Genomic DNA, 15,698 nt, shown 5'->3' with positions numbered 1-15,698 from the left:
TCACTGCCCAGTGAAATACGGGCAATTGACGGCGAGCGGCGGTTTATCCATTTGCCGCGGATGGCACCATGGGACGGGTGAGCCCAAGTCATCTACCGCATCGCCCGCCGCGCGTGCTGGAGCAGTCCACGAAGCTACAGAACGTCGTCTACGAGATTCGTGGACCGGTACACGCGCAGGCAGCACGGCTGGAGGCCGAGGGTCATCGCATCCTCAAGCTCAATATCGGCAACCCCGCGCCGTTCGGCTTCGAAGCCCCCGATGTGATCATGCGCGACATCATCGCGGCGCTGCCGTATGCCCAGGGCTACTCCGAATCCAAGGGCATCCTGTCGGCCAGGCGCGCGATCGTCACCCGGTACGAGCTGGTGCCCGGATTCCCGGAGCTGGACGTGGACAGCGTCTACCTGGGCAACGGGGTCTCCGAGCTGATCACCATCACCATGCAGGCGCTGCTGGACAACGGTGACGAGGTGCTGATCCCGGCGCCGGACTATCCGCTGTGGACCGCGATGACCAGCCTGGCCGGTGGCACGCCGGTGCATTACCTGTGCGACGAGTCCAGCGGCTGGCAGCCCGACATCGCCGATATCGAATCGAAGATCACCGACAAGACCAAGGCTCTGCTGGTGATCAATCCGAATAATCCGACCGGCGCCGTATATTCTGCGGAAATTCTTCAGCAACTCGTCGATATTGCGCGTAAGCATCAGTTGCTGCTGCTCGCCGACGAGATCTACGACAAGATCCTCTACGACGACGCCAAGCATATTTCGCTGGCCTCGGTGGCGCCCGATCTGCTGTGCCTGACCTTCAACGGCCTGTCCAAGGCGTACCGGGTCGCGGGCTACCGCGCCGGGTGGCTGGCCATCACCGGTCCGAAGGACCACGCGTCGGGTCTGCTGGAGGGCATCGACCTGCTCGCCTCGTCCAGGCTGTGCCCGAATGTGCCTGCGCAGCATGCGATTCAGGTCGCGCTCGGCGGACATCAGAGCATCGAGGATCTGATCCTGCCCGGCGGACGACTGCTGGAGCAGCGTGACGTCGCGTGGGAGCGGCTGAACATGATTCCCGGTGTGTCGTGCGTGAAGCCGAAGGGCGCGCTGTACGCGTTCCCCCGGCTGGACCCGAATGTGCATGAGATCCATGACGATTCGAAGCTGATCCTGGATCTGCTGCTGCAGGAGAAGATCCTGATGGTGCAGGGGACCGGCTTCAACTGGCCCAACCATGATCACCTGCGGATCGTGACGCTGCCGTGGGCCAGGGATCTCGCGGTAGCCATCGAGCGCTTCGGCAACTTCTTGTCGAGCTATCGCCAATAGAGTTGCGACCCGGCGGGGCCACCGCGCCGCCCCGCTTCTAGCGGATAAACCGACCGAATGTATGGATATACGCGAAGTTTGGAGACTAGCTAGCGCATTAGAAGTACTTTTGTGTACAGTAGGACTTGGCACTTTCGAGTGCCCGACCGGGTTGCCTACCCCCTGGGTTAACCCGGTCTCGGGTTCGGCCGCCTACCCCCCTGGGCCGCCGGCCTGTGGGCGGCGGAGACATCCCCCTGCTCTCCGCCGCCCCCTCCGAACCCCTTTCCCCGGCCGCCGCGCCACGGTGTCGCCGCGCCACAGCGCCACAAATGTCGCAGCGCCGACTCCCGCCGTTTCCGTTCGCCGCGGCGCTTTTGAAAATGAAATCCTTTAAGCTCGGCTGCGGGCAGCCGACTCGGGGCGCACAGCCGTTCCTGCCCGCTGGGGAACGCCCCCAGTGCAACGACGGACAGGGTAGGAGCCCCGCGCGGTCATGAGCGACCATCATCATCACCACGACCACTCCGGTCCGATCGCGATCGGTGACACTGCCGCGCGCGTCGTCGTCGGCCTGCTCACCGTCATCGGTGCCCTCGTGCTGCTCGGCACGGTCCTGCTGTGGCCGGACAAACAGCACATCGATATCCCGCTGCCCATGCAGAACGCGGGCGGCGGTGCGGTGCAGACCGAGGCGGGCACGGTGGTCATGCAGGACGTCGGTCCGTGCGGCAGCACGTCGATCGGCAAGGTGTTCGTGGACAAGCCGGAGCCGCCGCGCAACAACGCCTACACCTGCCAGCGCAGCCTGATCACCATCGAGTCCGGGCCGCACCAGGGCAACAAGACGCTGTTCGAAATCCCGCCCGGCCCAGGACAACCCGATCTGCGCGCCGGGGACGAGATCCGGCTGGTGCGGCAGACCGATCCCAGCGGCACCCCGATGTATTCGTTCGAGGACTACGCGCGCGGTTTTCCGTTGACGCTGATCTTCGTGGTCTTCGTCGTGGTGATCGTGGTGGTGGCGCGCTGGCGTGGCCTACGCGCCCTGCTCGGGCTGGTGTTCGCCTTCGCCGTGCTGGTGATGTTCATGTTGCCCGCGCTGCTGGACGGCAAGCCCGCGATTCCGGTCGCGCTGGTGGCGGGCTCCCTGATCCTCTATGCCGTGTTGTATCTCGCGCACGGGGTGAATCTGCGCACCAGTTCGGCGTTGCTCGGCACGCTGACCTCGATGGTCGTCGCGGCGGTGCTGTCCTGGGTCGCCATCAAGATCACGCATTTGACGGGCCTGTCCGAGGAGCAGAACACCAACGTCGCCACTTACCTCGAGCACGTGAGCATCACCGGGCTGCTGCTGGCCGGGTTCATCATCGGCTCGCTCGGCGTGCTCAACGACGTCACCATCACGCAGGCTTCGGCCGCGTTCGAGCTGGCCGCGATCGACGAGTCCGCCTCTCGGCGTGAGGTTTTCACGGCGGCCATGCGGGTCGGGCGGGACCACATCGCCAGTACCGTCTACACCCTGGTGCTCGCCTACGCCGGTGGCGCGCTGCCGCTGCTGCTGTTGTTCAGTGTCGCGGGCCGGTCCATTCGCGACGTGCTGACCGGTGACGCGGTCGCCATCGAGATCGCTCGGTCATCCGTCGGCGGTATCGCGCTGGCCTTGTCCGTCCCGCTGACCACCGGGATCGCCGTCATGCTCGCCCGCCCGTTCGGTACGCGGGGAAAGCCGGCGGCACCGCCGCGTCGAGCTCGGCACGCGCGCAACTGATTCCGCACGCGTCGGCCGGTGTCGCACCGCCGCGCGTTCGAACCGTCCCGGACTGACTAGCGCGGGGGCGGTGGCGGGAAGGGGAAGACCTCGGGTGGGATCGTGGGGACCACGATCGGCGGAAGGCCGGGCACCACAATGGTGTTCGGGCCCGGCGCGGGCGGCGGCGGGGCCTCTGTGGTCGGGCGGCGCGGCGGTGGTGCGGCGATCGACTCCGCGGCGGTCTCCGTCGGTGTGGCCGGTGCGACCGCGATCTGCGGGTCGTGCGTGGTGGTGCGCGGCGCGCTGGTCGTCGGCGTCGACGGCGAGCCCTCGCTGTGTGAATCGCGTTGCAGTACTTGCGGACCGTAGCCGAGCCCGAGCCCGATCGCGGCGACCACCGCGAGCGCGCTGACGGTGAGCACGGCGCCGCTGATCTCGCGCTTGCGGCGTTTCGGCGGCGCCGATAACCAGGCGGGGGACAACTCCGCATCCATGGCTGCGGCACTGACCACCGGCTCCGGCACGACCGGTCGGGCCAGCAGTGCCGCGCCGCGGGCGATCACCGTCTCCGGGCTCTCCGGCACGATCACCGGAACGCCCATCCATCGTTCGAGGACCCTGGCTACCAGCGGAATCCGCGCGCAACCGCCGATCGCGAGCACGCCGTGTACCGGCCGATCGGAGCGGGTGATCACGTCGCGGGCCATCCGGGCCGACGACTCGATCGCCAGCATGATCAGCGATTCGAAGTTCTCCTGCGCCAGCAGCACCAGGCCCTGTTCGCTGGGCAGCGCGACGGCCGTGTTGGAGGACAGTTGCTCCTTGGCTTCGCGACACAGCCCGTCCAGGACGGCCAGGCCCGCCGCGTCCGGCGGGTGCGCGATCCGGCCGGAGGCGATCTGCTGTTCGCGGATCAGCGAGTCGAGGTAGTCGCCGCTGATATCGCTGGTGCGTTCGCTGTAGCGGACCTCACGCGACTGGGTGTCGACCACGCTCACGGTGAGTCCGGAGCTGCCGAGGTCGTAGACGACCAGCGAGGAGATACCGCGAATATCACCGGTGGACTGCGCGAATTCGAGCGCGGCGACGACCTCGGGGACGAGTTCGTAGTTGGTCAGCTGCTGGCGTGCCATGGCGGCGCGGAGCGCGCGGGCGTGCTGCTCGCTGCGGTAGGCGATGGCGGTGGCGATGATGTCCGGGGTGGTCTCCAGCGTGACGCCGACGGCCTCGGCGGCCAGCTCCTCCACGGTCTGCCCGGCAACCGGAATGGTCTGCAGATCGAACGAGTGCGCCTCGACGTGGCCGTGGGGGTTCCCGGTGTGTGGCCGCGCCATACGGACAGCGCCGGCCCCCACCGAAACTCCCAGTACCGAACTCATCAGCTGCCCATCTCGTTCACACTTCACGACATGCGAGCCCGCGCGAAGGCCCGCTCCCCGGACCATACCGTCGAAGAGCGACCGTGCCTACGGCAGGACTAATCGTCCGGCAGTAGTCCCCGCCTTCGCGACGCAACTCTACGGCGTACCGAGTCCCGCGTACACCCATCCGGCCGCCCGCCAGTTGGCACGATTGAGACAATTCCTCCCGTCGATGATGGATTTTGTCCGAACTACCCTATTCAAATCCTCCGGGCGCAGCGCCGTGAACTCGTCCCATTCGGTGAGCACCAACACAACGTCGGCTCGCTCACAGGCCTCCGCCACCGAGGTCGCGTAGTTCAGGGTCGGGAACACCCGGCGCGAATTCTCCAGCGCCTTAGGGTCATACACCGTCACCACCGCGCCGTGCAGCTGGATCATGCCGGCCACATTCAGCGCGGGCGAATCGCGAACATCGTCGGATTCCGGTTTGAACGCCGCGCCGAGCACCGCGACATTCGCGCCGAGCAGCGAACCGCCGCAGGCGCGGGCGGCCATGTCCACCACCTTGGTGCGGCGGCGCATGTTGATGTTGTCCACCTCACGCAGGAATGCCACCGCGTGGTCGGCGCCGAGTTCACCGGAGCGAGCCATGAAGGCCCGAATATCCTTCGGCAGACAACCGCCGCCGAAACCCAGTCCGGCATTGAGGAATCGGCGTCCGATGCGGGCGTCGTAACCGAGCGCGTCGGCCAGCATCGTCACGTCGGCGCCGGTCGCCTCGCACACTTCCGAAACCGCGTTGATAAACGAAATCTTGGTTGCCAGAAAGGCATTCGCCGAGACTTTCACCAATTCGGCGGTGGCCAAATCGGTCAGCAGAAACGGCACCTCGTCGGCGATCAGTTCCGCGTAGATCTCGCGCACCATGTCCTCGACCCAGCCCGCGCCCGGCCGCTCCCGATCCACCCCGAGCACAAGACGATCCGGGCGCAGCGTGTCCTTCACCGCGAAGCCCTCGCGCAGGAACTCCGGGTTCCAGGCCACCTCGACGTCGGTCGAGGTCAGCCCGCGCGCCCTGGCGCCGAGCGCCGCGGCCGTGCCGACCGGCACGGTCGACTTGCCGATGATCACCGACGGGCGCTCGAGCATCGGCGCCAAGGTATCGACCACGGCGTGCACGTACTTGAGGTCGGCGGCGTACTCACCCTTCTTCTGCGGCGTCCCCACCCCGAGGAAATGCACGTCGGCGTGCGCGGCCGCCTCGGCGTAGGAGGTGGTGAAGCGCAGCCTGCCGGTGTCGAGGTTGCGCCGCAGCACGTCCTCGAGACCGGGTTCGTAGAACGGCACCACGCCATCGGACAGCTTCGCGACCTTGCCCGGGTCGACATCCACCCCGATGACGTCATGCCCGAGCTCGGCCATGCACGCTGCGTGCGTGGCCCCGAGGTACCCGGTTCCGAAGACTGTGCATCGCATGATCGATTGATAAGCCCCGCCGGTGGCCGCGCCACGTCACCGAGGCAAGGGTCACGGCAACGGGAGGTGTACATGTGGCGACAGATCCCGTACCGGCGGCCCTGACCTGCGAATATATGGCTAGCATTGATCGGATGCGACGCCGCCGATGGGTCAGGGCCTGCCTGGTCCTCGTCGTCGTGCTCGCCGTAGCCGGGGTTGCCCTCTGGCCCGTGTACGTCCGTCCCCGTACCGATTTACCGGCCCCGGCCGACGCCGTTCTGGTCCTCGGGGGAGCGCACGACGGACGCGAACAACTGGGCCTTCGACTGGCCGCCGAGGGATTCGCCCCGCGAGTCCTGATCTCCGACCCCTACGAGAACAGCGTCATGATCAACCGGATCTGCCGCGGTAACTACGGCTTCGAGGTGATCTGTTTCGATCCCTCCCCGAGGACCACCAGGGGCGAAGGACGCGAGCTGGCGCGCCTGGCCCGGGCGGGCGGTTGGCAGCGCGTCATCGTCGTCACCTTCACCCCGCACATTTCCCGCGCCCGCTACATCCTCGGAAAGTGCTGGGCCGGTGAACTTCTCTTCGTCGACCCCGAACCCCGGCTGTCGGTGCTGCGCTGGGCCTACGACTACCTCTATCAGTCCGTCGGCTACGTCAAGGCCGCGGTCGAGGATTGCTGACGGCAACGCCTGACGTCAATGCCACTCGGCAAGTGCTGGCACCTGACATCAGTTTTGCTACAGTGCGGGAGACACGACTTTGTTCTGTCTCGCTTCGCACCGCCTGCCGGACGCGACGCAAGGCGCACACCCTCCGGGAGGGCAGATGGATTACGACTGGTCAGCGGCGGATTTGGCATTTCGGGACGAGGTGCGCGAGTTTCTGGCGGCGAAGCTGACGCCGGAGTTGCGGCGGGCGGGGCGGCTGGCGACCAGCGTGTATCCGGACCACGAGGCGAGCATGGCGTGGCAGCGGATTCTGCATGAGCGAGGGTGGGCGGCGCCCGCGTGGCCGGTGCAGTACGGCGGGTGCGATTGGAGTTTGACGCAGCACTACATCTTCACCCGGGAGTCGACGCTGGCGGGAGCGCCCGCGTTGTCGCCGATGGGGATCAAGATGGTGGCGCACGCGATCATCGCGTATGGGACGCCGGAGCAGAAGGCGTTCTATCTGCCGCGGATCCTGACCGGCGAAGTCTTTTTCTGCCAGGGCTATTCGGAGCCGGAGGCAGGGTCCGATCTGGCGTCGCTGACGATGGCGGCCGTCGAGGACGGCGACGACCTCGTGTGCACCGGTAGCAAGATCTGGACCACCCATGCGACCGAGGCGAATTGGATCTTCTGCCTCGTGCGAACCTCGCGCACGGGCAAGAAGCAGCAGGGCATCACCTTCCTGCTGATCGATATGCGCACGCCGGGCATCGAGATCCGGCCACTGGTGATGACCTCCGGCGAACAGGTACAGAACCAGGTCTTCTTCGACAATGTCCGGGTGCCGAAGAGCAACGTGCTCGGCCAGATCGACGAGGGGTGGACGGTCGCGAAATACCTGCTCGTGCACGAGCGTGGTGGGGCGATGGCGCCGTACCTGCAGGCGATGGCGCAGGAGATCGCCGTCGACGCGGCGGAACAAACCGGCCCGGACGGTAACTCGCTGATCGATGATCCGGCGTTCGCGGCGAAACTCGCCGAGGCGCGGATTCGCACCGAGGTGCTCGAAATCCTGGAGTACCGCACGATTTCGGCGATGTCGCGTGGCGAGAATCCGGGACCGGCCTCCTCGATGCTGAAGATTCTGGCCACCGAGCTGAGCCAGAAATTGACCGAGCTGGCCTTGACCGCCGCCGGTCCGCGCGGCCGGGTATACCAGCCGCACGCCACCGCACCCGGCGGGCCGATCGCCGAGTTCACCCCGCCCGCCGACGATTACCGCAGTGGCGAGGAGTGGCAGGCCGTCGCGCCGCTGCGCTACTTCAACGACCGGGCAGGCTCGATCTACGCGGGCAGCAACGAAATTCAGCGAAACATCCTCGCCAAAGCAGCATTGGGGCTCTGATGGACTTCACCCTTACCCACGAGCAGGAACTGCTCCGCACCGCGATCGCCGGATTCCTCGGCGCCCGCTACGACCTGGCGAAGAGCCGCCACGCAGCCAAGATGGGCGCGGGCTGGCAGCCCGCCGTATGGCGCGGTTTCGCCGACGAGCTCGGCATTCTGGGCGCGACCCTGCCCGAGCGGGTCGACGGGATGGGCGGCGGCCCGGTCGAATTGATGGTGATCGCCGAGGAACTCGGCCGGGCACTGGTCGTCGAGCCGTTCGTGGACACGGTCGTGATCGGGGCCGGGCTGTTGAACCGGTCCGGCGGCGAGCGGGCCGACGCGTTGTTGCGGCAGATCGTGTCCGGCGATGTGCGCACCGCTTTCGCTGCGCTGGAACCGACTTCGGGCCACACCCTGCACGATGTCTCGACGACCGCACGGCGCGACGGTGATTCGTGGGTGCTCGACGGCACCAAGACGGTGGTGACCAGCGCGCCGTTGGCGACCCACTTGCTGATCACCGCACGCACCGCGGGCAATCGCCGCGACCAACACGGTATCTCGTTGTTCCACACCGCATTCGACGCGGACAACCCACCGGTAGGCATCGAGGTGCACTCGTATCGGACCATCGACGACCGCGTCGCGGCCGACCTGATCTTCACCGACTTCCGCCTGCCCGCCGACGCATTGCTCGGCGTCGAGGGGACAGCCTGGGTCGCCATCGAACCGACCGTGGACGAGGCCATCGCCGCCACCGCCGCCGAGGCCGTCGGTTGCCTGCGCAAAGTACTCGCCGACACCCTCGAATACGTCAAGCAGCGCAAGCAATTCGGCCAGCCCATCGGCGGCTTCCAAGTGCTGCAACACCGCATGGTCGACATGTACATGGAACTCGAACAAGCCATCGCCGCCGTCTACCTGGCGATCTACTCCCTCGACGCCGACACCCCCACCCGCGCCCGCGCCGTCTCCGCCGCCAAGGTCACCATCGCCCGCGCCGCCCGCTTCATCGGCCAGAACGCCGTCCAATTACACGGCGCCATGGGCATGACCGAAGAACTCGCCATCGGCCACTACTTCAAACGCCTCACCGCCATCGAACACGAATTCGGCCCCAGCGACCACCACCTGGCCAAATACGCAGCCCTCACCCGCCCGTAGTTGATGCGCTGACCTGCGGCAAAAGTATTGGTCCTCGACATCAGAACTAGTTCTGACATACTAGGGAGATGAGTGCGACAGCTACCTGGTCGGAGTTCCTGCGCGACCCGAACCGGGTCATCGAGACGATGGAGGAGAACGGGGATGTAATCCTCGTTCGTCGCTCCGCGCCGCCTGTCCGGCTGTCCGATGCGGCGGAGTCGGCGGCGACGGAGGAGACGCTCGGTGCCCTGACCCAGCTGCTGGCGCTCGCACTCGATGACGAAATCCTCGAACGGTTGGTCGGGCGGTTGACGATCACCTTCCCCTGGATCGAGCTACTGCCCGAGTCGGAACGCCCCGAGTTCGTAGCCGACTTCCTCAACCACGCGCGGGGTGGGCTCGCTGTCGGGCAGCTCGCCGGGCTGACCGCCACCTTGGCCGCGTGGCGGGATACCGCTGCGGCACACGCCGATCCGAGGGTCCGGGTGGACGGCACGGACCTCAGCTATCTCGAAACCCCGGTGGTGGTGCGTGACCCGAGGGGTGATGAGTGAGCAAGCGGCAAGAGGTGCCGCGACCGCTCAAACGAACCGAATACCAGATCGCCTTCATCACCAGCGAGGCGCAGAAAGGCTGGATCGACTGTCTCGCCGCGGCGCGTAACGCGATGGCCGATGCCTGGGACACGCTCACGCGTGCTCCGGACGTGCAGTCGCCGAGGCTCTATTCGCTCAAGGGTCAATTGCGCTATGGCAGCTACCAAGGTCAGGCCTATGAGCGGTACCAGTACAAGATCACCGACAGCGGTCGGCTCTGGTACTTCATAGAGCATGCGCCCAAGGGCAGTAAATATGCCGGCCGGGTACTGCTGGAGCGATGCCTCGCAGGGCATCCGAAGGAAACCGAGTAGCCGCCGACGCGCGACTACCGCCTGCCCGGTGCGCGGCACCGCACGGGTCAACCGCAATTACACGCAGCTGTCCCGGGCCTCGGCGTCGAGGTCCGGGACAGCTGCGTCAGCTCAGAGCTTTTGCCATAGGGCGGGGGTGTTCGGGGGTTCCCAGCCGGGGCTCGCGGTGTGTGCTTGGCGGCACAGGTAGCGGGCGCCGTCGTAGGCGACTTCATTGCCGGCTGCGTAGCTGGTGCCCACGGCCCACTGGCGGCCGGTGGGCGGGGTGGTGGTCGGCGGCACCGTCGTGGTCGGCGGTGTCGTCGTGGTGGTGGTCGGCGGCACCGTGGTGGTGGTCGGGTTCGAGCCACCGCCGATGTTCAGATCGACGCAGGCGTAGAAGGCGTTCGCGGTATCGGCGATGTTCCAGATGGCCAGCATCTTCTGGCGTCCGGAGATGCCGCCGAAATTCACGTTGTGCGTGACGGTTTGGCCCGGCTGCTGATTGTTGCCGGGGAAGACACCGACCCGGGTGCCGCCGATGTAGTACTCCCAGTTGGACGTGCTGTGCCGCGCGGTGTTCGTCCAGGTGAACGACGCCGACGAACCGACGGAATGCACCTTCCACGGCTTGCTGTCGTCGTTGAGTTCGGCGAACTGGGCGTTGTTGCCGTGGCAGTTGCGCAGGCCTTTCGGTCCTTCGACGCTCTGCGGTTCGTACTTGATCGGACCGCAGGACACGCTGCCTGCCGCGCACTGGGCCTGCCTGCTGGCCGGCGATGAAATGTAGCCGTGCGCGCTGGCTGTTCCGGCCGGGAACAGAACCGCCAACAGGGGTGCGATTGCTACCGCGGCCCCGAACATGGTGAGTCTTCTTTGATTCTTCATGGCGCTCCTCATAGCCTGAGCAGTAGGGGCCGGCGTACTGTTCAGTGATCAAATGTGACGTAAACGGGGACATTTCGAGCTCTAATGTGCAAGAAACGATAAGTCGCCCGTGCGCCCGGAGCAAGGAACAAGGCGCGCTGTAGCAGCGAGTATGTTGACGTATCGTGGGTTTGAGCGCCGGGATCGATAGCGCCATAAGGGAACTGGTGAACCTGCACAATTCGGCCAGGTTGTCCCCAGTGCTTCCCCAGTCGCGCTACACGTAGAAAGTGCGATGCCGCACGCTGGCGCGGATCCGCCCCACCAGCACACCGGCGTGCAATACCCATAGCCCGGTGGGAATCCGCGTGCGGGTCAACGGAATCAGCGGATTGTGCCGCAGCACGATCAGCAGTGCCAACCAGGTCATCGAGAGTGGCAATCGCCGGCAGCCGAGCGGGCGATGTTTGACGTAGACCTCGGTCGAGGTGCGCCCATAGCCGACCGCCTGGCGCCAGGTGGCGCGCAGCGTCGTGCGCAGCCGGTAGGCGACCATCGCCTCGGGCGCGTGCCCGAGGGTGAGTCCGGCCTGCTGGATGCGCCAGGAGATATCGACGTCGTCGCCACCGCCGAGCATGGTCTCGTCGTAGCCGCCGAGCTTGTCGAAAGTCTTGCGCCACATGCCGATATTGTTTCCATGGGCGAACGGCAGATACTGCGTGGTGAACCGCTGCTCCGGTTCGGGCGTCGGCCGCCAGGCCGCCACTTCGGAGCTGTTGAGCGTCTCGGTCTCGATCGGGCCGCCGACCGCGTCGTAGTCCGCGGCGGCGCGGACCAGCGCACTGAGCCAGCCGGCATGCACGCGATCGTCTTGATCGGTGTAGGCGATGAAATCACCCGCCGCCGCGGCGGTCCCCGCGTTGCGGGCGTACGGACCGCCCGGTCGCGCGGAACTGTCTATGTGGCGCAAGCGAAGCCGGTCGGTCAGCGGATGCCGGTCGAGGTATGCGCGCAGGCCGTCGGTCGAGCCGTTGTCACTGATGATCACCTCGAACGGGCCCGAATAGTCTTGCTCGGCAAGCCCTTCGAGCTGTTCGCCCAGATCGGGTAGCCCGTTGAACACCGGGATCACCACCGATACCAGCATCGGTCTGTCGGATTCGGCACCGTTCTCAGACGTCGACACACGCCCCCCTTATTTATCTGTCCATGGGAGAACTCCCGATCCCCCAAGATCACCTTCGAGAGGAGCGTAATAGTAGGACGTATTTTTGCAAAGTGGTCGCTTGGTCAAGTTATTACGGCGTCGGACACAGACCGACCCGGGTCCGACGTGCGGACCCGGGTCGATCGGAAGGACTATTCAGTTAGGGCGGTCAGTTCTTACGGCCGGGAGCCTTCGCGCCGGACTTGAAACCGAGGCCACCCGGCTTGGCCGCCGGAGGAGCGGCCGCAGGGGAACCGTTGCCGTTGGCAGGCTGCTCCGTCTCCGAAGCCGTTTCCGCCGAAGCCGTTTCCGCCGCAGTGGATTCCGCGGCGGGCTCGGTGGCGGGCGCCGGGGCCGACTCCGCCGGAGCCGCAGGTGCGGCCGCCGGAGCACCCGGTGCCTTGGCGCCGGGCCGCTTGAAGCCGGACTTCATGGCCAGACCCTTGGCGGGCACCGTCGGCTTGGTTTCGGTGGGCTGCGAAACCGGTTCGGCAGCAGCACTTTCCGGAGCGGCACTGGTCTCAGCGGTCGCGGGTTCCGCCGAAGCGGGTGCTGCCGGAGCAGGTGCCTTCGCTCCGGGTGCCTTCGCCCCCGGTGCTTTGGCCCCCGGTGCCTTGGCGGCACCCTTCATCCCCAGTCCCTTGACGGGCTTGGGAGCGGGCGCCTCGGCCGTGGACTCCGCTGCGGAAGACTCTGCCGCAGGCGCGGATTCGGCGGCCGGAGTCGGTGTGGCCTTGGCCCCGGGCGCCTTGGCAGCGCCCTTCATGCCGAGCCCGCCCGGCTTCTTGCCCGGACCCTTCATGGCCAGGCCCTTGACCGGTGCGGCCGGTGCCTCCGGCGTCGACTCCGCTTCGGCAGCCGGGGATTCCGCCTTGGCTCCAGGTGCCTTGGCGGCCCCCTTCATACCGAGTCCACCGCCCGGTGCTTTGGCCGGACCCTTCATGGCGAGTCCGCCTCCACCGGGCGCCTTGGCCGGACCCTTCATTCCGAGCCCACCGCCGGGTGCTTTGGCCGGACCCTTCATCGCAAGTCCGCCACCGGCCGGTGCCGCCTTCGCGGCCGCCGGTGTCTCGACCTCGGGCTCCGGCTCGGGCTCGGCGACCTCTTCGACCACAGGAGCTTTCGGCTGCTGCACGACGGTGAGGTTCTCGGTGAGCTTTGCCGCGTCGACCCGGTCGATGGCGTCCAGCATCAGCTGCGCGACATCGACGACCTCGACTCCTTCACCCGCGCCTTTCTCCTGCGCGGCGGTGACGCCGTCGTTGAGCATGACGCGGCAGAACGGGCAGCCGGTCGCGATCTTGCCGGGCGTGCTGCCCGGGTTCGCAGCGAGAGTGTTCAAGCCCTCGTCGACCCGGTCCACGTTGATCCGCTTACCGAGCTGCTCTTCCATCCACATGCGCGCACCACCGGCGCCACAGCACATGGAACGTTCGCCGTGGCGCGGCATCTCGACCAGCGTGGAGCCCGAGGCTTCCATCAGTTCGCGCGGTGCGTTGTAGACCTTGTTGTGCCTGCCCAGGTAGCAGGGGTCGTGGTAGGTGACGTTCTGCGACACCGAGGCGACCGGGATCAGCTGCTTCTGGCGCACCAGGCGGTTCAGCAGCTGCGTGTGGTGCACCACCTCGTAGGAGCCACCCACCTGCGGGTACTCGTTGTTGAGCGCGTTGAAGCAGTGCGCACAGGTGACGACGATCTTCTTTTTCTTGTCCTCGACACCCTCGAACACCGAGTTCAGCGTCTCGATGTTCTGCGCGGCGAGCTGCTGGAACAGGAACTCGTTGCCCGCGCGCCTGGCCGAGTCACCGGTGCAGGTCTCCTCGGCGCCGAGCACCATGAACTTCACGCCCGCGGTGGCGAGCAGCTCGGCGACCGCCTTGGTGGTCTTCTTCGCGCGGTCCTCGTAGGCACCGGCGCAACCCACCCAGAACAGGTAGTCGTAGCCGTCGAAGCTGTCGGCGTCCTGCCCGAAAACCGGGATCTGGAAGTCGACCTCGTTGATCCAGTTGAGCCGATCCTTGGCGTTCTGACCCCACGGGTTGCCCTTGTTCTCCAGGTTCTTGAACAGACCGGCGAGCTCGGACGGGAACTCCGACTCGATGAGCACCTGGTAGCGGCGCATGTCGATGATGTGGTCGACGTGCTCGATGTCGACCGGGCACTGCTCGACGCAGGCGCCACAGGTGGTGCACGACCACAGCACCTCGGGGTCGATGATGCCGTTGGCCTCGAGGTCGCCGACCAGCGGACGCTCGGCCTCGGCCTTCGCGGCGTCGGAGATCTTCGCCAGCGCAGCCTCGTTCGGCTTGCCGTCGGCGTCGACCAGGCCGACCTCGTCACCGCCCATGTCCTTGCGGCCGCCGGCCAGCAGGTAGGGCGCCTTCGCGTTGCCGTGGTCGCGCAGCGACATGATCAGCAGCTTGGGCGAGAGCGGCTTGCCGGTGTTCCAGGCGGGGCACTGCGACTGGCACCGACCGCACTCGGTGCAGGTGGTGAAGTCGAGCCAGCCCTTCCAGGAGAAGTCCTCGATCCGGCCGGCGCCGAAGGTGTCGTTGTCCGGGTCGGCGGTCTCCATGTCGACCGGCTGACCCTTCGACATCATCGGCTTGGCCGCGCCGAGCGCGACGCTGCCGTCGTCTTCACGCTTGAAGTAGATGTTGAAGAAGGCCGAGAACCGGTGCCACGCCACACCCCAGGTGATGTTGCGGCCGACGAGGTAGAGGAAGGCCATGCCGGACATCAGCTTCACGAAGGCGAACAGCGCCACCATGGTGGTGTTCGCGGGCAGCAGCTTGGCCACCTGCATGGTGAAGAAGTCGGTCGCGGGATTCGCGTGACCGTAGGCGGCGATCTTGCCCGCCTTCACGAAGATCATGCCGAGGCCCTCGATCAGCACGATCAGCTCGATCACGTACGCGGGACCGAACTTCGAGCCGCTGAAGCGGGACAGCCGCTCGGGCAGTCGCGGGTGGTTCAGCTGGCGGATGACGATCAGCGTGCCGATGCCGAGCACCGTGCCGATGCCGAGGATCTCGTCCCATAGGTGATAGATCGCCCAGTTGCCGATGATCGGCCAGTGGAAGGCGGGGTCGAAGGTCTGACCGTAGGCCTCGAACCACAGGATGGCCCCACCCATGAAGCCGATCATCACCAGCCAGTGCGCCCAGCCGACGGTGCGGAACTTGGCCATCCTGGTGTGCGCGAGGAACTCGATGACCATCTGCTTGAAGCGCGGGAAGAACGGTCGCCAGCGATCCGGTGCGGGCTGTCCGATCATGATGGCGCGGACGATGTCCCGGACGCCGCCGATGAACGACGCCCAACACAAGAGGCTGAGCGTCGCCCCAATCGTGCCCAGCGTCACTGTCAGGGCATTCATGTCGCGACCTTTCTCTAGAGGCAACACGAGCGCGGGCGGTTCGGCACCGCCCGATTGGCTCGTATCCTAACCGGCAGTAAGTTACCCACCGGTAACATATGCTACTTGTCGTACGATCTGCACCTGAGCTATGCCCCCTCTTGCTGGGGCTTGACTCACTATTTACCTGTGATGAACGTCACACAAGGTTTGCCGATCCAAGGGCGAGTTCAGGTGATCAACACCGTAAACGTCGAGGCCCCCGGCCTACTCGGTAAGGACAGGCTTAGTCCTCAAGTCGCGT

12 protein-coding genes are annotated in these 15,698 nt (G+C 66.2%); 7 read left to right on the top strand and 5 right to left on the bottom strand.

Translation table 11 applies throughout. The features are described from left to right. Nucleotides 1–68: 68 nt before the first annotated feature. Together DMB37_RS19145 and DMB37_RS19140 are read left to right on the top strand one after the other, a co-directional pair. On the top strand, nt 69–1,325 hold the full coding sequence (locus DMB37_RS19145; protein ID WP_135233893.1) for a pyridoxal phosphate-dependent aminotransferase: 1,257 nt from the start codon (nt 69–71) through the stop codon (nt 1,323–1,325). Between the two features lie 475 nt (nt 1,326–1,800). Then, nucleotides 1,801–3,075 (top strand): YibE/F family protein, encoded by a 1,275-nt coding sequence (locus DMB37_RS19140; RefSeq protein WP_135233892.1) that lies wholly within the window; start codon nt 1,801–1,803, stop codon nt 3,073–3,075. Between the two features lie 56 nt (nt 3,076–3,131). On the opposite strand, the gene DMB37_RS19135 is transcribed toward DMB37_RS19140, so the two are convergent. Both DMB37_RS19135 and DMB37_RS19130 read right to left on the bottom strand, forming a co-directional pair. Then, nucleotides 3,132–4,436, bottom strand: a complete 1,305-nt coding sequence (locus DMB37_RS19135) for an Hsp70 family protein (RefSeq protein ID WP_234390614.1) — start codon at nt 4,434–4,436, stop codon at nt 3,132–3,134. Between the two features lie 138 nt (nt 4,437–4,574). Then, nucleotides 4,575–5,897, bottom strand: coding sequence for a UDP-glucose/GDP-mannose dehydrogenase family protein (locus DMB37_RS19130; RefSeq protein WP_135233891.1), 1,323 nt, complete (start codon nt 5,895–5,897; stop codon nt 4,575–4,577). A gap of 134 nt (nt 5,898–6,031) precedes the next feature. On the opposite strand from DMB37_RS19130, the gene DMB37_RS19125 reads away from it, so the two are divergent. The 5 genes from DMB37_RS19125 (at nt 6,032) to DMB37_RS19105 (ending at nt 9,983) form a co-directional block, all read left to right on the top strand. Beyond that, entirely contained in the window at nt 6,032–6,568 is a 537-nt protein-coding gene (locus DMB37_RS19125; RefSeq protein WP_135233890.1) for a YdcF family protein, read from the top strand. A gap of 145 nt (nt 6,569–6,713) precedes the next feature. Continuing rightward, nucleotides 6,714–7,943 carry an acyl-CoA dehydrogenase family protein gene (locus DMB37_RS19120; RefSeq protein ID WP_135233889.1) on the top strand — a complete coding sequence of 410 codons (1,230 nt, stop codon included), beginning with the start codon at nt 6,714–6,716 and terminating at the stop codon, nt 7,941–7,943. Next, nucleotides 7,943–9,091: an acyl-CoA dehydrogenase family protein gene (locus DMB37_RS19115; protein ID WP_135233888.1), complete on the top strand. Its 1,149-nt coding sequence runs from the start codon at nt 7,943–7,945 to the stop codon at nt 9,089–9,091. Before DMB37_RS19120 ends, DMB37_RS19115 begins: the two co-directional genes overlap by 1 nt. A gap of 68 nt (nt 9,092–9,159) precedes the next feature. Then, a complete protein-coding gene (locus DMB37_RS19110) occupies nt 9,160–9,627 on the top strand; it encodes a hypothetical protein (protein WP_135233887.1) in 468 nt (155 codons plus the stop codon). Then, nucleotides 9,624–9,983 carry a hypothetical protein gene (locus DMB37_RS19105; RefSeq protein ID WP_206055277.1) on the top strand — a complete coding sequence of 120 codons (360 nt, stop codon included), beginning with the start codon at nt 9,624–9,626 and terminating at the stop codon, nt 9,981–9,983. The genes DMB37_RS19110 and DMB37_RS19105 overlap by 4 nt, the downstream gene beginning before the upstream one ends. 111 nt (nt 9,984–10,094) lie before the next feature. Here the strand turns inward: DMB37_RS19105 and DMB37_RS19100 are convergent, their stop codons facing one another. From DMB37_RS19100 to DMB37_RS19090, 3 genes are all read right to left on the bottom strand, one after another. Continuing rightward, nucleotides 10,095–10,850: a lytic polysaccharide monooxygenase gene (locus DMB37_RS19100; RefSeq protein WP_135233886.1), complete on the bottom strand. Its 756-nt coding sequence runs from the start codon at nt 10,848–10,850 to the stop codon at nt 10,095–10,097. A 256-nt stretch (nt 10,851–11,106) separates the two neighbouring features. Beyond that, nucleotides 11,107–12,015 carry a glycosyltransferase family 2 protein gene (locus DMB37_RS19095; RefSeq protein WP_240772455.1) on the bottom strand — a complete coding sequence of 303 codons (909 nt, stop codon included), beginning with the start codon at nt 12,013–12,015 and terminating at the stop codon, nt 11,107–11,109. Nucleotides 12,016–12,205: 190 nt separating this feature from the next. Further along, the gene (locus tag DMB37_RS19090) at nt 12,206–15,415 is read right to left on the bottom strand and encodes a (Fe-S)-binding protein (protein ID WP_135233885.1); all 3,210 of its coding nucleotides are present in this window, start codon (nt 15,413–15,415) and stop codon (nt 12,206–12,208) included. Between the last annotated feature and the right edge of the window lie 283 nt (nt 15,416–15,698).

The organism is Nocardia sp. CS682, assembly GCF_004634405.1.
In the GTDB taxonomy this organism is placed as follows: Bacteria; Actinomycetota; Actinomycetes; order Mycobacteriales; family Mycobacteriaceae; genus Nocardia; species Nocardia ninae.
This window is presented reverse-complemented; position numbering and strand designations above follow the sequence as displayed.